Origin of the sequence: Embleya scabrispora (assembly GCF_002024165.1) — a bacterium.
GTDB lineage: Bacteria > Actinomycetota > Actinomycetes > Streptomycetales > Streptomycetaceae > Embleya > Embleya scabrispora_A.
Window position 1 is genome coordinate 3592956 of record NZ_MWQN01000001.1, and the last position, 17091, is coordinate 3610046.

The window sequence follows — 17091 nt, forward strand, 5'->3', positions numbered from 1 at the left end:
CGAGGTCAGCCGGAGCCCAGGCTCTCGCCGATGACGCGCAGACCCGCCAGGTCGTGCACGTCCCCGGGCAGTGCCGGGACCTCGGTCACCCGTACCTCGGGGTGGATCGACGTGAAGCGGGTCCGCATGCGCTCCTCGCGGTCGATCACCCGCAGCCGCTCGGCGTGCAGCGTGAGCAGCCCCGCGACCAGCCGCAGATCGGCGGGTTGCGGCGCGTCGTCGGCCGATTCCCCGCTACCGGGGTCGCCGAGATCGTCGGCCCGCTCGGTCAGCGACTCGGCCGCCGCCAGGCTCCGCTCCGCGGACAGCCGCCCCGCGCTCGTGGCGTGCACCCGGTTGAGCACCAGACCGGCCAACGGCATGCGCTCGGTGCCGAGCCGGTCGACGAAGTACGCGGCTTCACGCAGCGCGTCCTTCTCCGGCGCGGCGACCACCAGGAACGAGGTGCCCCGCGCCTGGAGCAGCCGGTACGTCGCGTCGGCCCGCTTGCGGAAACCGCCGAAGGTGGTGTCGAGCGCCGCCACGAAGGTCTGGATGTCGGTCAGCAGGTGGGTGCCGACCACCTTGCTCAGCGCGCCGGTCATCATGCCCATGCCCGCCGACAGGAACTTCAGCGCGCCGCGTCCGCCGACCTTGGCGGGGGCGGACAGTATCCGGATCAGCCGGCCGTCCAGGAACGAGCCCAGCCGCTGGGGGGCGTCCAGGAAGTCGAGGGCGGAGCGACTCGGCGGGGTGTCCACCACGATCAGGTCCCACTCGCCGGTCGCGTGCAACTGGCCCAGCTTCTCCATCGCCATGTATTCCTGCGTGCCGGCGAAGCTGGAGGACAACGACTGGTAGAAGGGGTTGTCGAGGATCTGCCGCGCGCGCTCGGGGTCGGCGTGTTGTTCGACGATCTCGTCGAACGTGCGCTTCATGTCGAGCATCATCGCGTGCAGGCTGCCGCCCTTGGTCTCGTCGACGTCGACGACCCGGCGGGGCGTGTTGTCCAACTCGGTCAGCCCCATCGACTGGGCGAGTCGGCGCGCCGGGTCGATGGTCAGCACCACGACGTCGCGACCACGTTCGGCCGCGCGCAGCCCGAGCGCCGCGGCCGTGGTGGTCTTGCCCACGCCGCCCGAGCCGCAGCACACCAGGATGCGGGTGCCCGGGTCGTCGAGCAGCGCGTCGATCTCCAGCCTGTTCATGCCATCCCCTGCTCGCGCAGCGCTTCGGCGAGGCGGTACAGACCGCCCAGATCCATTCCGTCGGCCAGCAGCGGCAGTTCGTAGACCGGCAGATCCAGGCCGCGGACCAGGGCCCGGCCGGTGCTCTCCAACTCGATCCGGCTCGCGTGCTCGTCGGCCTCGCCGAGCAGCGAGGCGACCAGCGGCCGGGTGGGCTTGATCCCGCCGGCGAGCAGCCCGGCCTCGAGCAGTTCGGGCGTCAGCCGCCGGCCGGTGTCGCTCTCGTCCTCGGCCTGGAGCGGCGGGCGGGCCATGTTGATCACCACCCCGCCGGTGGGCAGGCCCGACGCGCGCAGTTCGGCGACACCGTCCACGGTCTCCTGGACCGGCATCTCCTCGAGCAGGGTCACCAGGTGCACCGCGGTCTGCGCCGAGCGGATCACCCCCATCACCGCCTCGGCCTGGGTGTGGATCGGGCCGAACCGGGCCAGCCCGGCCACCTCGGTGTTGACGTTGAGGAACCGCGCGATGCGCCCGGTCGGCGGCGCGTCCATCACCACCGCGTCGTAGGCGAACGCCCCCTGCACCCGCCGCCGGGCCGACTCGCACGCCTTCCCGGTCAGCAGCACGTCGCGCAGACCGGGCGCGATGGTGGTGGCGAAGTCGATCGCGCCCAGCTTCTTCAGGCCCTTACCGGCCCGACCCAGGTGGTAGAACATGTCGAGGTATTCGAGCAACGCCTCCTCCGGGTCGATGGCGAGCGCGTACACCTCGCCACCCCCCGGGGCGACCGCGATCCGGCGGTCCTCGTAGGGCAGATGCGGACAGTCGAAGAGCTGCGCGATGCCCTGCCGACCCTCGACCTCCACCAGCAGCGTGCGCCGCCCGCCGGTGGCCAGTGCCAGGGCGAGGGCGGCGGCCACGGTGGTCTTGCCGGTCCCGCCCTTGCCGCTGACCACGTGCAGGCGCACGCCCTCCCAATCGGCGTCGCCGTCGGTCGTGCGTGCGCCCGCCGGCCACGTCGTCACGGCAGCCGCCCGGCGGGACGGGACGGCGCGCTCGGCTCGGGGCGGCGGCATGCCCGGATCCCTGCCCTCGAAGGCTTGCGCCATTCGGCCGCACGCGTGCAACCGCCGGACCCGTGTGACCTCGCACCCAAACTCACGAGTCGAGCCTAACCACCCGCTCCCCGCCCGGTCGGAGGTGATCCCCCCGGGGTGACCCGCGTCACGTCACCGTCGACCGAACGGCGTAGCGCGCGTCCTTGTACGCCCCCGTCTCCAGGATGTCTCCGAGCACCCGCGCGGCCTCGACCACGTCGGCGTGTCCGATGTAGAGCGGGTTGAAGCCGAAGCGCAGCACGTCCGGCGGTCGCACGTCGCCGATCACCCCCCGGTCGATCAGCGCCGCCATCACCGCGTGCGCCTCGGGGTGGCGCACCGCGACCTGGCTACCGCGCCGGGCGTGCTCGGTCGGGGTCAGCGTCTCCAGGCCCAAGTCGTCCACGCAGGCGATGAACAGGTCGGTCAGCGCCAGGCCCTTGGCCCGCACCTCGGCCATGGACACCCCGTCGTAGGCGTCGAGCGCGGCCTCCAGGGCGAGCATGGACAACAGCGGTGGCGTGCCGATCCGGGCCCGCTCGATGCCGGGCGCCGGGGCGTAGCCGGCCTCCATGCCGAACGGGTTCGCGTGCCCGTGCCAGCCGGTCAGCGCGGGCTCGAACGCGGCGATGTGCCGCTCGGCGACGTAGACGAACGCCGGCGCGCCGGGTCCACCGGACAGGTACTTGTAGCCGCACCCCACCGCGAGGTCCACCTCGTGCGCGTCCAGGTCGATCGGGAACGCGCCCGCGGAGTGGCACAGGTCCCACAGGGCCAACGCGCCGGCGGCGTGCGCGGCGGCGGTCAGGCCGGGCAGGTCGCGCAATTCACCGCTGCGGTAGTCGACGTGGTTGTACGCGATCACCGCGATCGTGTCGCCGTCCGCGCGCAACACCTCGGCCGCCTCACCGACCGGCACCCGGCGCACCTCGGCACCGAGCAGGCCGGCGATCGAGTCGGCCAGGTAGAGGTCGGTCGGGAAGCTGTCCGGGTCGGCCAGCACCACGCGGCGCCCCGGGCGCAGCCGCAGCGCGCCCGCGATCGCGTTGAAGATCTGTATCGACGTCGAGTCGCCGCAGACCACCCGGCCGGGCGCGGCGCCGATCAGCGCGCCGATCCGGTCGCCGATCCGCGCGGGCGCGCCCCACCAGTCGTTGGCGTTCCAGGAACGGATCAGGTCCGTGCCCCACTGCCGGTGCACCGCGTCTCGCAGCGCCTCGGGCACGCCGGCGGGCAGTGCGCCGAGCGAGTTGCCGTCGAGGTAGATCACGCCCTCCGGCAGCAGGAACCGCTCGCGCACGTGCGCCAGCGGATCGGCGGCGTCGAGGCCGGCCGCGGTGGTGCTCCGCCCGGCCGCGAGGCCGGAGGTCGAGCGTTGGTCCGACGAATCGTCGGCGACCGCGTTCAACAAGGAATCCGACATGCTCCACCAGTCTTTCGATGAATCAGGACTTCGATGGTTCGACCAAGGTGCGCATGGTCCACAACTCGGGAAAAACACGCACGCGTACGGTCTGTTCCAACCAAGAAGCGCCGGTCGAACCGCCCGTTCCCGGTCGATTCCCCAGCGCTCGCAGTGTGGCGGCCAGGTGTCGCTCGCGCCAGCGGGTCCAGCGCTCGGAGATGTCGGTCAACACCTCGCCGAGGGCGACCAGATCGTGCACCCCGTCGGTGTAGGCGTCCGCCCACGCGCGTTCCACGTCCTCCGTCGGCGCGTAGGGCCGGCTCGGGTCGGGCCGCCCGCTCGCGGCCTTGCGCAGGCCACGGCGGGCGAGCAGGTCGAGCGCGTGGTCGTACAGGCTCGGCGCCCGCAACGCCCGATCCAGCTCCGCGTGCACGTCCGGGGCGCCCACGTAGCCCCGCAGCACTCCCGCGCGCTTGATCCCGAGCAGGAACTCCAGGTGCCGGTACAGGTACGACTGGAAGCCGGACGCCTCGCCCAGCTCCTCGCGGAACGCGCCGAACTCGCCGGGGGTGAGCGTGGCGAGCAGGTCCCACGTGGACACCAGCACGTCCAACTCGCGCACGCTGCGCCGCAGCGTGTCGGTCGCGCCCGCCACGTCGTCGGCGTCGAGCCGCTCGCCCGCGATCGTCCACTCGTGCCGCAGCAGTGCGAACAAAAGTTCCATCACCTGGGACGCGATCAGGAACGACATCTCGGCGGGCACGTCGGTGCGGGTGCGCTGGAGGGACAGCAGGCTCTCGAGCCGCACGTAGTCCGCGTAGGGGATCGCGTCGGGTCGCCGCGCGTCCGGCGGGTGGACGCCGTGCGCCGGTTCGCTCCGGGGCGTCGGTGCGCCGACCGCCATACGTCCACCTCTCACGCCGGGCCCGCCGGGGGCCGGTCGGGGAGTGCCCACATGCAATCGTGCGACGGCTCGGTTGGGAATGGGTGTCGAACCTCGGAACGGCGGATTCGGTTTACGCTCGCAACGTGTCGGACGGCATACCCTCACGATCGTGAACGGAGGGCGAACATGGACGCGATCGACCGCAGACTGCTCGCCGAACTGCAACGCGACGCCCGGACCTCGCTCAACGAACTGTCCCGGCGGATCAACCTCTCCGCGCCGGCGGTGGCCACCCGGGTGCGCCGGCTCGAACACAGCGGCGTGATCACCGGCTATCACGCGCACGTGGACCCGGCCGCGGCCGGCCGCGGCGTGGTCGCCCTGGTCCGGATGAACTGCTACGGCCCGGGCTGTCTGCTGCGCCGCGACGCGGACACGGTGCGCGAATGGCCCGAGGTGCTCCAGGTGCACCGGGTCACCGGCGACGCGTGTTGCCTGCTGATGGTCGCGGTCGCCACCATGGCCGACTTCCAGGTGCTCATCGACCGGCTCGCCGAGCACGGCAAACCCTCCAGCACGATGGTGTTGTCCTCGCCGGTGGCGTGGCGCCCCGTCGAACCGCCGGAGGTGTCGGTCTAAAGTCTGGACCCATGACGAAGTGGGAATACGTGACCGTCCCCCTGCTGGTGCACGCGACCAAGCAGATTCTGGACAACTGGGGCGACGACGGCTGGGAACTCGTCCAGGTGGTGCCGGGTCCGAACCCGGAGAGCCTGGTGGCCTACATGAAGCGGGCGAAGCAGGTGGCGGCGTGAGCGAGGTACACCCCGAACAGCGCATCATCGACCTGGGCCTGACGCTGCCCGGCGTGGTGCCCCCGGTCGCGGCCTACGTGCCCGCGATCCGCACCGGCAACTACATCCACACCTCCGGCCAGTTGCCGATGATCGAGGGCAAGCTGCCGGCGACCGGCAAGGTCGGCGCCGAGGTCACCGCCGAGGAGGCGAAGGAGCTCGCGCGGCAGTGCGCGCTCAACGCGCTCGCGGCGGTCAAGGCCGAACTCGGCGACCTCGCGCTGGTACGCCGGGTGGTCAAGGTGGTCGGCTTCGTGGCCAGCGCCCCCGACTTCACCGGGCAGCCCGGCGTGATCAACGGCGCCAGCGAACTGCTCGGCGAGGTCTTCGGCGAGGCGGGTCGGCACGCGCGCAGCGCGGTCGGCGTGGCGGTGCTGCCGCTCGACGCCCCGGTCGAGGTGGAGATCCTCGTCGAGGTGGTCTGACCCGAACGGCGCACGCCCATGCCGAGAGGCGCGCGGAGCGGACCCGCACCCGAAAGGGGCGGGTCCGCTCGGTTTCAGGGGGTCAGGGATGGAACTTGACTCGGTCAGGCGTACGATCCGGCGCATGGCCGAAACGGGGAGCACGCAAGCCGGAAACGCCCAGGCGGGCATGCCCGCGTCCTGGGTCGAGCGGGCCCGCGCGATTATCGCCGGCGAGGCCGAACCGGTGCCCCCGCGCCGCGCGGCGACCGTGGTGCTGCTGCGCGAGCGCCCCCGAGGGGCCGAGGCCTATCTGCTGCGCCGGCACACCACGATGAAGTTCGCGGCCGGGATGTACGCCTTCCCCGGCGGCGGGGTCGACCCCCGTGACGCGGACTCCTCGCCCGCCTGGGCCGGACCCGAACCCGCCGAGTGGGCCGAACGGCTGGGCACCACGGTCGCCGAGGCCCGCGCGATCGTCTGCGCGGCGGTCCGGGAGACCTTCGAGGAATCCGGCGTGCTGCTCGCCGGGCCCGACCCCGGCACCGTGGTCTCGGACACCACCGGCGCCGACTGGGAGGCCGACCGCGCCGCGCTGGTGGCCCGCGAGCGCACCTTCACCGAGTTCCTGGCCGGCCGCGACCTGGTGCTGCGCTCCGACCTGCTCGGCGCGTGGGCGCGCTGGATCACCCCCGAATTCGAGGATCGGCGCTACGACACGTGGTTCTTCGTCGCGGCGCTGCCCGCCGGACAACGCACCCGCGACGTCTCGGGCGAGGCGGACCGGGTCACCTGGGCCCGCCCCGCCGACGCGCTGGCCCAACATCGTGCGCAGGAGATGGCGATGTTGCCCCCCACCATCGACACGCTGCGCCACCTGGCCGAACTCGCCGACCCCGCCGCGGCGCTGGCCGCCGCCGCGGACCGCGAGATCAGCCCGATCATGGCGCGGGGACGTTTCGACGGGGACCGCCTCGTGCTCGAATGGCCCGGCATCGCGGACCCGTTCGGTCTGCGCTGAGCCGCGTCGGCGCCCCGGGGGCCGATTCGCAACGATCCACCGTTCGGTCCCGGGCACCCGAGGTACAGGATGGCGACCATGAACGCACAGCCCCTGCCGGGCAACCCCCGCGCCGGCATCGGCGGACCCGCGAGCGCGCGGGTGACCTGTCTGCTGGCGCCCAACCCGAGTGCGATGTCGCTCGACGGCACCAACACCTGGATCGTGGCCGAGCCCGGCGCGGACACCGCCGTGGTGATCGATCCGGGCCCCGACGACGAGGGCCATCTGCGCGCGATCGTCGCCGCGGTCGAGGCCGAGGGCCGCCGGGTGGGCCGGATCCTGCTCACCCACGGCCACCCCGACCACTCGGCGGGCGTGGCGGGCCTGAAGGCGCTCACCAACGCGGTGGTGCACTCGGTCGACCCGCAGTGGCGCTACGGCGGCGAGGGCCTGACCGACGGCCAGGTGATCGACGACGGCGGGCTCGACCTGCGCGTGCTGGTCACACCCGGCCATTCGGGTGACTCGGTGTGCTTCGTGGTGGCCCAGGACCGGTTCGTGATCACCGGCGACACCGTGCTCGGCCGCGGCACCACGGTGGTCGCGCATCCCGACGGCCGCCTGGGCGACTACCTGGACTCGCTGCGCCGGCTGCGCGCGCTGGCCGAATCCGGCGAGATCACCGCCGTACTGCCCGCGCACGGCCCGATCCTGGACGACGCGGCCGGCGTGCTCGACTTCTACCTGGCGCACCGGGCGGCCCGGCTGGCCCAGGTCGAGGCCGCGGTCGCCGCGGGCGACACCACCGCGGAGGAGGTCGTCCGGCGGGTCTACGCCGACGTGGACCGGGACGTGTGGTGGGCCGCCGAGATGTCGGTCCGCGCCCAATTGGAGTACCTGGCCGAGCGCGCCGACGCCTGAGCGCGCCGCCGCCCGAACACGACCGTGGGCCCGCCGACGGCGGGCCCACGGTCGATGTGTCGAAGTGCTACCGCGAGCGGCGCGACAACCGCTCGACGTCCATCAGGACCACCGCACGCGCCTCCAGCCGCAGCCAACCCCGGCTCGCGAAGTCGGCCAGCGCCTTGTTGACCGTCTCCCGCGAGGCGCCGACCAGCTGGGCCAGCTCCTCCTGGGTGAGGTCGTGCGCCACGTGGATGCCCTCGTCGGCCGGCACGCCGAACCGGCGGGACAGGTCGAGCAGCGCCTTGGCCACCCGGCCGGGCACGTCGGAGAAGACCAGGTCGCCCAGGCTCTCGTTGGTCCGCCGGAGCCGACGGGCTATCGCCCGCAGCAGCGCCGCGGCGACCTTGGGCCGACCGGTCAGCCACGGCTGCAGGTCGGAGTGGCCCAGGCCGAGCAGCCGCACGTCGGTCAGCGCGGTCGCGGTCGCGGTACGCGGTCCGGGATCGAACAGCGACAACTCGCCGAACATCTCGCCCGGGCCGAGCACCGCGAGCATGTTCTCCCGGCCGTCGTTGGAGCTGCGGTGCAGCTTGATCTTGCCCTCGATCACCACGTAAAGCCGGTCGCCCGGGTCACCTTCGTGGAAGAGCGAGTCCCCGCGCTCGAGCCCGACCTCCGTCATGGAGGCCCGCAGCTCGGCGGCGTCCTCATCTTCGAGCGCCGCGAACAGCGGAGCCCGCTGCAAAACGTCGTCCACGAGGTTCCTCCTAGGCCGGCCTGGTCGACACCAATGAAGCCGGACGGTCAAACAGTGCGATCGGTCACAGTCTGACGCACCGGTACCCGCAATCATCACGCGGGGTGGCCTGGATCACGAACGGGCGGATCCACAGTAACCGGACATGTCGCTCCTGTGATCGAGCGTGTGCGGACTGCTCGACCGTAGTGCCCGCGCATCTGCGTACTCTGGCCGGGTGTCGAGCAACGAGACGGAGCCCGCGCCGCGCAGGTCGCGAGGCACCGCGAAGGTCGTGAAAGCCGCGAAAGCCGGGAAGGGCGAGTCCCGCCTGGCCCTGGTGCGCCGTGCGCGCCGGATCAACCGCGAGCTGGGCGAGATATACCCGGGCGCACACTGCGAACTCGACTACGGCGACGCGTTCCAACTGCTGGTCGCCGTGGTGTTGTCCGCGCAGACCACCGACCGCCGGGTCAACACGGTCACCCCGGCGCTGTTCGCCCGCTTCCCCGACGCCGCCGCCATCGCCGCGGCGGAGCCCGCGGAGCTGGAGTCGATCATTCAGCCGACCGGGTTCTTCCGGGCCAAGACCCGCTCGCTACAGGGCCTGGCCCAGGCGATCCTGGACCGCTACGCCGGCGAGGTGCCTGGCCGGCTCGCCGACCTCGTCACCCTGCCGGGGGTCGGCCGCAAGACCGCCAACGTGGTGCTGGGCGAGGTCTTCGACGTCCCCGGGATCACCGTCGACACCCACTTCGGGCGACTGGCCCGCCGCTTCGGGTGGACCACCGACGACGATCCGGTCCGGATCGAGACGGAGGTCGGCGCGCTCTTCCCGCGCCGCGACCTGACCCTGCTCTCGCACCGGGTGATCTTCCACGGCCGCCGGGTGTGCCACGCCCGCCGGCCCGCCTGCGGGGCCTGCCCGATCGCGCCGCTGTGTCCGGCCTACGGCGAGGGCGAGACGGACCCGATCAAGGCCCGGGCCCTGCTCAAGTACGAGATGGCCGGACAGCCCGGCCAGCGGCTCAAGCCGCCGGCCGAACCGGTGCTGGGCAGGCCGGTCGAGCAGGCCGAGCCGACGCGGGATGCACCAAAGGCACCAAGGGCACCAAGGGCACCAAAGGCACCGAAAGACGAGGGGGACGCCGGGTGACGCAGACCGGGACCGGGATCCAGACCTGGGCCGAGGCCGATCTGCCGGAGTGGCTGCGCCCGGTGGCGCGCGCCGCCCGGACGGTCACCCCCGAACAACTCAGCCGCTTCCTGCCGCCCGCCGAGGGCGGCCGGCGCTCCGCCGTACTGATCCTGTTCGGCGAGGGCCCCGAAGGACCCGACCTGCTGCTGCTCCAGCGTGCCGCGACGCTGCGCTCACACGCGGGCCAGGCCGCCTTCCCCGGCGGCTCGGTGGATCCGGGCGACGACGGGCCCGAGGGCACCGCGCTGCGCGAGGCGCAGGAGGAGGTCGGGCTCGACCCCGCCGGGGTGCGGATCTTCGGCCGACTGCCCGACCTGTACATCCCCGTCAGCGACTTCGTGGTCACGCCCGTGCTCGGCTGGTGGCACCGGGAGAGCGAGGTGGCCCCGGGCGCGCCCGAGGAGGTCGCGCGGGTGTTGCGGGTGTCCATCGCCGAACTCGCCGACCCGGCCAACCGGGTCCGGCTGCGGCATCCCGGCGGCCATCTGGGACCGGCGTTCGAGGTGCAGGACCTGGTGGTCTGGGGGTTCACCGCGGGGCTGATCGACCGGGTGCTGCACCACACCGGGTGGGAGCGGCCGTGGGACCCCCGGCGGGAGATCGCCCTGTCCGACGCCGAGGATCGACTGGCGCGGCGCGGCTTCGATCCGTACGAGGAGACTGCGTCGGAGCCTGGGGGATGACTTGTTGGGCGCTTGCGCCGGCTCGCGAGGGGACCGGGTGCGAGCCTGGGGGGTGACTTGTTGGGCGCTGTGCGCCGTGCGAGGGGACCGGGTCCAGCATGAGGGATGACTTGTTGGGCGCTTCGCGCCGGCTCGCGAGGGACCACTTTTTTCTCTCCCCCGCTTCGCTCCTCCGAGAAAAAAGCGGCCCCTCGCTCGGGGCCGGGTGCTCCTCCGCTTCGCTCCGGGTCACCCGGCCCAAACTTTGCGGCTCCCGCCGCTCTCCGCGCTGCGCGCGTCGATCGCGTGGGTGGCCCGGGTCGGGGGCGCTGACGCGCCTGGGAGTGGCCGCGGCGGGGGCGTTGGGGTGTTTGGGGTGGGGATGTGGCCAGGGGGTTCGCGTTGTGCGGGGGTGGGCTGATGGTGCGTCAACAGCGGGTTCGTACGGCTGTGTCACCGGTGTTCGACGAACCGGCACGGCTGCGGACAGCGCGGGCTCGCACGTGAGAACGTGAGCGCGTGAATGTCCTGGACCTGTTGCTGCTCGCCGCCGCGGTGGCCTTCGCCATCTCCGGATACCGGCAGGGCTTCATCGTCGGCGTGCTCTCGTTCCTGGGCTTCATCGGCGGCGGCGTGTTCGGCATGTGGCTGGTGCCCTCGCTGCTGAACCGGTTCGAGCCGGGGCTCGGGCCCTCGATCGCGGCGATCTGCGTCGTGCTCGTGCTGGCCACCGCGCTCCAGGCGTTGACCACCGCGGCCGGCAACCGACTGCGCCGCCAACTCACCTGGCGACCGGCGCGCCTGGTGGACGCGGCCGGCGGCGCGATCGTGAGCGTGTGCGCGCTGTTGATCGTGGTGTGGCTGATCGGCTCCTCCGTCGCGGGCGCGTCGATGCCCACCGTCTCGCGCGAGGTGCGCTCGTCCCAGGTGCTCGGCGGCGTGCAGAAGGTGTTGCCCCGGGGCGCGGACACCTGGTTCTCCTCGTTCGGCAACCTGCTCGATCGCAACGGCTTTCCGCAGGTGTTCAGTCCGTTCGTGCGCGAGGACATCCCGCAGGTGCCGCCGCCGGACCCCAAGTTGTTGTCGATGCCCGCGGTCCGGGACAGCCAGGACAAGATCGTCAAGATCGTCGGCACCGCGAAGAGTTGCGGCAAGGTGATCGAGGGCTCCGGCTTCGTCTACGCGCCGCAGCGGGTGATGACCAACGCGCACGTGGTCGGCGGCGTGCGCAAGCCGACCGTGCAGATCGGCGGCGAGGGCCGGGCGTACGAGGCGGAGGTCGTGCTCTACGACTGGAAGCGCGACATCGCGGTGCTCAAGGTGCCCGGACTCAAGGCCACCCCACTGCTGTTCGAGCCCAAGGTGGAGAGCGGCGCGGACGCGATCGTGGCGGGCTTCCCGGAGAACGGCGCCTTCCACGTCGAGGCCGCGCGCGTGCGGGCCCGGATCCAGGCCGGCGGTCCGGACATCTACAAGCGCGGCACGGTCAGTCGCGACGTCTACTCGCTCTACGCGAAGGTCCGCCAGGGCAACTCCGGCGGACCGCTGATCTCGCCGAACGGCAAGGTCGCCGGGGTGATCTTCGCCAAGTCGCTCGACGACGAGTCCACCGGATACGCGCTCACCGTCGAGGAGGTCCGCGCGGACGCCGAGGCGGGCGCGGTCGCCGACCGCCCCGTGGACACGCAGAGTTGCGCGATGTGACGTCGAACCGCCGGGCCGCCGGCCCACGCGGGCCCGTGACGGGTCAGCGCGGGAAGCGCAGACGCAACGTCAACCAGCGCGCTCGCCGGCGCAATATCCCCATCAGCCCCGGGAAATGATCCTCCCGTTCGGCAACCGCGCCGGCCGGCGCCCCTCGCTCGTGCTCGAACCCTTGGGTACCGGTGGTGTGGATCTCAACCATGAGGGTCTCTGCCGTCTCCGACCGGGTGTCCCCGGCCCCCGCCGCCATGCTCGGAGCGTTGTACGTCCGGCTCATACGGGGTCGCCTACCCGGGCCACCGACGGCGTAATCGCGCCGCCCGCCGGGCCGGAAACGATTCCCGAGCCGACTCGGGGCGATCCGTACGGAAGTGTCGGATATGCCCATCGAGATCACACAACGAAGACCCGAAAGCGCTGTCGGAACTTCAACGCTCGGGTTCCGGATCCTTCAGCCAGCCCAGCAGTTCCTCGGTGAACATCGCGGGTTGTTCCTCGTGCGGGAAGTGCCCGACGCCGTCCAGCAGTCGCCAGCGGTACGGCGCCTCCACGTAGCGCCCGGAACCGGCCGCCGTGCGCGGCAGGATCACCGGATCGAGGGCGCCGTGCAGATGCAGCGTGGGCACCTCGACGGGAGCCTTCATCCGGGCCGAGTACTGGATGCCGTCCGGGCGCGGGATGGAGCGGATCAGCCACCGGTAGTGCTCGGCCGCGCAGTGCGCGGTGCCCGGCACCAGCATCGCCTGGCGATAGCGGGTGAACGACTCGTCGACCGGCCGGCCCGGCGCCGACCACGCGCGCAGCATGTCGCCCACCATCGCCGCGTCGTCGCGGATCAGTTGCCGCTCGGGCACCCACGGCCGCTGGAAACCGAAGATGTGCGAACTCGCCGCCATCTGGTGACGGTCCGTCAGCAGCGCGCCGCGCAGTCGCCGGGGGTGCGGCATCGACACCGCGACCAGTCGGCGGACCACCTTGGGCCGCAACACCGCGGCGGTCCACCCCAGGTAGGCGCCCAGGTCGTGGCCGACCACGATCGCGTCCGGCTCGCCGAGTGAGCGGATCACCCCGGTCACGTCCAGGGCCAGGGTGATCGGATCGTAGCCGCGCGGGGTGCGGTCGCTGCCGCCGTAGCCGCGCAGGTCCATCGCGACCGCGCGGTAGCCGGCCCGGGCCAACGCCTGCATCTGGTACCGCCAGGTCCACCAGAACTGCGGGAATCCGTGCAGCAGCAGCACGACCGGTCCCTCGCCCGTCTCGGCGATGTGGAACCGCGCGCCGTTGGCGGCGATGTCGCGGTGCGTCCAGGGCCCGGCCACGTTGACCACGGTGCTCTCGGGAACCGTCATGCCGAGCAGGGTTGCACACTCGCGATCGCACTCCTGTTTCCGCGCCCGGTTTCCCCGGCCCGGGCGCGCCGCGGGGTCAGCCGACGTTCTTGAGCGTGGTGATCGTGTCCTGGGTGGTGGTGATCGTGCGCTCCGGCGGCCGGACCTTCTTGAACGACGCGATCCCGTAGTACCCGAGCGCGCCCGCGAGCAGCAGGTAGAAGCCGCCGACGATCAGGAAGCTCCACGCCACACCCAGTCCGAGGGCGTGGATTCCGTACACGACCGCGAAGCTCAGGAAGACGAACGCGAACACGCCGACGAAGGCCGCCGCGCCGAACGCGCCGCCGCCCTTCGCGACGTTGACCACGCTGACCTTGACCTCGCTCTTGGCGAGCGCGATCTCGCTGCGCACCAGGGTGGACATGTCCTTGCTGGCGGACGAGAACAGCTCGCCGAGGGATCGCTGTGCGTCGACGGGCACGTCCTGGGCCGGGGACCTGTCGGTGCCTGCCATGGTCACTCCTCGTACCGGTATGGATAAGCCGAACCCCGATCATGCCCTGCTGCGGCGATACGTATCCACCGGGGCACGTCGTACGAGTGTTTCGGATGGGAAACGAAGCAATCCGGACTACGCGAGCTTGTCCCGGCGCAGCCGATCGGCGTCGCCTTGATACACGTCGGGGATACCGTCGCCGTCGTCGTCGCGGTTCTCCTCGGCACACAGCCGGGCGTAGGTGTTGTTGCGTATCCGCAGGACGACCGTGGCCGCCGCGGCGGAGAGCACCGAGCCGATCAGGACCGCGGCCTTCGCCTGTTCGGTGAGCACCGGGTCGTCGGTGAACGCGAGTTCGCTGATCAGCAGCGACACGGTGAAGCCGATGCCGGCCAGCATGGACATGCCGAACACGTCGGGCCAGGCCAGGTCGTCGCTGAGTTGGGCCCGGGTGAACCGGGCGACCAGCCAGGTGCCGACGAAGATGCCGACCACCTTGCCCGCCATCAGGCCGAGCAGGACGCCGAGCGTGGGCCGGTGGGTGAACACGTCGCCGAGCACCGGGCCGGAGACCGCGACACCCGCGGACAGCAGCGCGAAGATCGGCACCGCCAAGCCGGCGGAGACCGGCCTGACCAGGTGTTCGACGTGCTCGGCGGGCGAGGTGCGCTCGTCCCGGTCCGGGACCACCCGCATCAGCAGGCCCATCGCCACACCGGCGACCGTCGCGTGCACCCCGCTCTCGTGCATCAGCGCCCAGATCACCAGCGCGAGCGGTACGTAGAACCACCAGCCGCGCACCCGCCGGCGCTGAAGCAGCCAGAAGACCACGAGCAGCGCGAATGCTCCGGCCAGGGCGAGGAAGTTCACCGAATCGGTGAAGAAGATCGCGATGATCAGGATCGCGCCCAGGTCGTCCACCACGGCCAGGGTGAGCAGGAACGAGCGCAGCGCGGACGGCAGGTTGGTGCCGATCACCGCGAGTACGGCGAGCGCGAACGCGATGTCGGTCGCGGTGGGGATGGCCCAGCCGTCCGGCGAGCCGCCGCCGGTGTTCACCGCGAAATAGAACAGCGCGGGGGTGAGCATCCCGCATCCGGCGGCGACCACCGGCAGGATCGCCTGGGCCGGATTGCGCAGGTCGCCCACCACCAACTCGCGCTTGAGTTCGATGCCGGCCACGAAGAAGAAGACGGCGAGCAGCCCGTCGGCGGCCCAGGTGCTCAGCGACAGGTCGAGGTGCAGCGCCGAGGGGCCGAACCGGAAGTCGCGCAGGTCCTGGTAGGCGTCGCTCCACCCGGTGTTCGCCCAGACCACCGCGACCACCGCCGCGATCAGCAACAGCGCGCCGCCGACCGTTTCGGTGCGCAGCGCGTCGGCGATGAAGTTCCGCTCGGCCAGGGTGGACGGACGCCGAAAGAACTTGTTGCGTGGTGCGGACTCGGCACCCACGGGACCTCCAGGTCGGCTGCGGCTCGCGGGCGTATACCGCCCTGCGAAAACGACAAAACAGCGCCGACCAGACTTCCCGGCATGTCTCCCGACGGGGAAGACCCACGACGCGGGAGCGGTGCGAACCGCACCCGGTCCCCGTCAGTGTATCGACAAGATTTTCGATCCTGCCGAGTCGATGCGGGACGCGGCGCGCATCATGGCCCGCCGCGGGCGGCAACACGAGGGCCCCGTACCGAGGTTGCGCTCGGTACGGGGCCCTCGTGAAGCAGCGTGTCGCCGGTCGGTCAGTCCTGTCGGCGCGTCGGCAGCGCGTTCTCCTCGACGGACAGCGCCCGGTTCGCGGCGGGCTTGTTCGGGCCCTGCGCGGCGGTGATGATCGAGTTCCAGTCCGCCGGAGCCTGGCCCACGCCCAGCCCCTGGAGCTTGGTGATCACCGCGGGGTCCTGCCCCTCGAGCCAGTCGGTCAACTGACGGAACGTCACGCAGCGTACGTCGGCCTTGGTGCAGACCGAGGTCACCGTGTCCCGGACGGCGTTCATGTAGATGCCGCCGCTCCAGTCCTCGAAGTGATTCCCGATGAACAGTGGAGCGCGGTTGGTGGTATAGGCGCGCTGGAATCCGTTCATGTAGAACTCGTGGGCCTCTTTCTCCCACGCGTCCTTCTTGGACGGGTCGTATTTACCGTGCCGCTGCTCCTGCTCGTACATGATGTTGTAGTCCATGGAGAGCTGCGACTTGTTCGGGTCACCCGGCCACGGCAGCGACTGCAGCGGGAAGTCCCAGATTCCCGTCTCCTTGCCGCGCTTGGGCCACACCTGAAGACCGCCGGCCGAACTCGCGTCGTAGCGGAATCCCATCTCCTTGCCCGCCCGCATCAGGTTCGTCTGGCCCTCCAGGCACGGCGCGCGGCCACCGATGAGCTCCTTCCCCGGTGCGTAGTCGAACGGCAGCGGCGGAAGGTCGGCGTAGCCGGTGTTGGTCTTCCAGTTCTGGACGAATTTCACCGCCTGCTCGGTTTCGTTCTTCCAGTCGGCCGGGCTCCAACTCTTGCCGCTCGTGGCGCTGTTGCAGAAGTGGCCGTTGAAGTGCGTACCGACCTCGTTGCCCTTGAGCCAGACCTCGCGCATCTGGATGATCGTGTTGCGCACGGTTTCGTCGGACATGAAGTTGATGTCCGACTGGCCCGCGGTGTGCTTCGGGCCGGTGTACATGGCCTTCTTCGCCTTCGGGAGCGTGTAGATACCGCTCAGGAAGTACGTCATCTGGGCCTTGTTCGCCTCGGACAGCTTCAGGAATTGCGAAACCAGCTTGTTGCCGTCCTCGGCCGCGCCATCCCACGAGAACACGACGAACTGCGGCGGTTTCTCCCCCGGCTTGAGCTTCTCCACCTTGGGCTGGTTCGGCTGGGGACCGGTGTCGGCGGTCGAGCCGTCACCGATCGGTTTGACCGGACCCCTCGGTTTGTCCGATTCCTTACCCGGATCGCTCGGATTTCCGCTGCCAGGGTTCTTTGCAGAGGAGTTGCCGGAATCTTTCCCGTCCTTTGCGAAAACCACGAAACCGATAGCGGCCAGGACTGCGACAACGACGAGCACCGCAGCGCCGCGGACAGTTCGCACAGTTCACCTCTTCCCATGGACATGCCGGACCGGGCTGTATTCCCTATCGATACATACGCACGCCGAGGTCACCCGGTTGCGTGCGTCCCCGGTCCGCTTCCCCGCGTACCCGGGCCGGGATCCATCGGATCGTCCGGAGCGCGTGAGCGCGGACACATCACCGTAC

The 17091-nt window shown here is 71.1% G+C and carries 17 protein-coding genes; 8 read left to right on the top strand and 9 right to left on the bottom strand.

Translation table 11 applies throughout. The annotated features are described in order from the left end of the window. Nucleotides 1-5: 5 nt before the first annotated feature. The 4 genes from B4N89_RS15945 to B4N89_RS15960 form a co-directional block, all read right to left on the bottom strand. Nucleotides 6-1187, bottom strand: coding sequence for an ArsA family ATPase (locus B4N89_RS15945; RefSeq protein ID WP_078976492.1), 1182 nt, complete (start codon nucleotides 1185-1187; stop codon nucleotides 6-8). Beyond that, nucleotides 1184-2245, bottom strand: a complete 1062-nt coding sequence (locus B4N89_RS15950) for an ArsA-related P-loop ATPase (RefSeq protein WP_268812511.1) — start codon at nucleotides 2243-2245, stop codon at nucleotides 1184-1186. The genes B4N89_RS15945 and B4N89_RS15950 overlap by 4 nt, the downstream gene beginning before the upstream one ends. 148 nt (nucleotides 2246-2393) lie before the next feature. Beyond that, complete coding sequence (gene kynU, locus B4N89_RS15955) at nucleotides 2394-3689, bottom strand: kynureninase (protein ID WP_078976493.1); 1296 nt, start codon at nucleotides 3687-3689, stop codon at nucleotides 2394-2396. A gap of 22 nt (nucleotides 3690-3711) precedes the next feature. Next, on the bottom strand, nucleotides 3712-4575 hold the full coding sequence (locus tag B4N89_RS15960) for a tryptophan 2,3-dioxygenase (protein WP_078976494.1): 864 nt from the start codon (nucleotides 4573-4575) through the stop codon (nucleotides 3712-3714). Between the two features lie 168 nt (nucleotides 4576-4743). Here B4N89_RS15960 and B4N89_RS15965 point away from each other — a divergent pair, with 168 nt between their 5' ends. The 5 genes from B4N89_RS15965 (at nucleotide 4744) to B4N89_RS15980 (ending at nucleotide 7739) form a co-directional block, all read left to right on the top strand. Further along, nucleotides 4744-5196 carry an Lrp/AsnC family transcriptional regulator gene (locus B4N89_RS15965; RefSeq protein WP_078976495.1) on the top strand — a complete coding sequence of 151 codons (453 nt, stop codon included), beginning with the start codon at nucleotides 4744-4746 and terminating at the stop codon, nucleotides 5194-5196. An 11-nt stretch (nucleotides 5197-5207) separates the two neighbouring features. Continuing rightward, complete coding sequence (locus B4N89_RS50720) at nucleotides 5208-5372, top strand: DUF4177 domain-containing protein (RefSeq protein WP_170222226.1); 165 nt, start codon at nucleotides 5208-5210, stop codon at nucleotides 5370-5372. Beyond that, nucleotides 5369-5836: a RidA family protein gene (locus B4N89_RS15970; RefSeq protein ID WP_078976496.1), complete on the top strand. Its 468-nt coding sequence runs from the start codon at nucleotides 5369-5371 to the stop codon at nucleotides 5834-5836. The genes B4N89_RS50720 and B4N89_RS15970 overlap by 4 nt, the downstream gene beginning before the upstream one ends. Before the next feature lie 124 nt (nucleotides 5837-5960). Beyond that, entirely contained in the window at nucleotides 5961-6836 is an 876-nt protein-coding gene (locus B4N89_RS15975) for an NUDIX hydrolase (protein ID WP_201260848.1), read from the top strand. A gap of 78 nt (nucleotides 6837-6914) precedes the next feature. Then, on the top strand, nucleotides 6915-7739 hold the full coding sequence (locus B4N89_RS15980; protein WP_078979394.1) for an MBL fold metallo-hydrolase: 825 nt from the start codon (nucleotides 6915-6917) through the stop codon (nucleotides 7737-7739). 67 nt (nucleotides 7740-7806) lie between these two features. Here the strand turns inward: B4N89_RS15980 and B4N89_RS15985 are convergent, their stop codons facing one another. Further along, a complete protein-coding gene (locus tag B4N89_RS15985; RefSeq protein ID WP_078976497.1) occupies nucleotides 7807-8481 on the bottom strand; it encodes a Crp/Fnr family transcriptional regulator in 675 nt (224 codons plus the stop codon). Between the two features lie 217 nt (nucleotides 8482-8698). Here B4N89_RS15985 and nth point away from each other — a divergent pair, with 217 nt between their 5' ends. The 3 genes from nth (at nucleotide 8699) to B4N89_RS16000 (ending at nucleotide 12024) form a co-directional block, all read left to right on the top strand. Then, the gene (gene nth, locus B4N89_RS15990; protein WP_414646369.1) at nucleotides 8699-9616 is read left to right on the top strand and encodes an endonuclease III; all 918 of its coding nucleotides are present in this window, start codon (nucleotides 8699-8701) and stop codon (nucleotides 9614-9616) included. Continuing rightward, nucleotides 9613-10341: an NUDIX hydrolase gene (locus tag B4N89_RS15995; RefSeq protein WP_078976498.1), complete on the top strand. Its 729-nt coding sequence runs from the start codon at nucleotides 9613-9615 to the stop codon at nucleotides 10339-10341. Before nth ends, B4N89_RS15995 begins: the two co-directional genes overlap by 4 nt. A 498-nt stretch (nucleotides 10342-10839) precedes the next feature. Beyond that, nucleotides 10840-12024: a MarP family serine protease gene (locus B4N89_RS16000; RefSeq protein ID WP_078976499.1), complete on the top strand. Its 1185-nt coding sequence runs from the start codon at nucleotides 10840-10842 to the stop codon at nucleotides 12022-12024. Between the two features lie 428 nt (nucleotides 12025-12452). On the opposite strand, the gene B4N89_RS16010 is transcribed toward B4N89_RS16000, so the two are convergent. The 4 genes from B4N89_RS16010 to B4N89_RS16025 form a co-directional block, all read right to left on the bottom strand. Beyond that, a complete protein-coding gene (locus B4N89_RS16010) occupies nucleotides 12453-13373 on the bottom strand; it encodes an alpha/beta fold hydrolase (protein WP_078976501.1) in 921 nt (306 codons plus the stop codon). Between the two features lie 76 nt (nucleotides 13374-13449). Continuing rightward, nucleotides 13450-13869, bottom strand: a complete 420-nt coding sequence (locus tag B4N89_RS16015) for a phage holin family protein (protein WP_078976502.1) — start codon at nucleotides 13867-13869, stop codon at nucleotides 13450-13452. Between the two features lie 117 nt (nucleotides 13870-13986). Beyond that, complete coding sequence (gene nhaA, locus B4N89_RS16020) at nucleotides 13987-15303, bottom strand: Na+/H+ antiporter NhaA (protein WP_078976503.1); 1317 nt, start codon at nucleotides 15301-15303, stop codon at nucleotides 13987-13989. A 287-nt stretch (nucleotides 15304-15590) separates the two neighbouring features. After that, nucleotides 15591-16925: a hypothetical protein gene (locus B4N89_RS16025; protein ID WP_235618640.1), complete on the bottom strand. Its 1335-nt coding sequence runs from the start codon at nucleotides 16923-16925 to the stop codon at nucleotides 15591-15593. Nucleotides 16926-17091 lie beyond the last annotated feature (166 nt).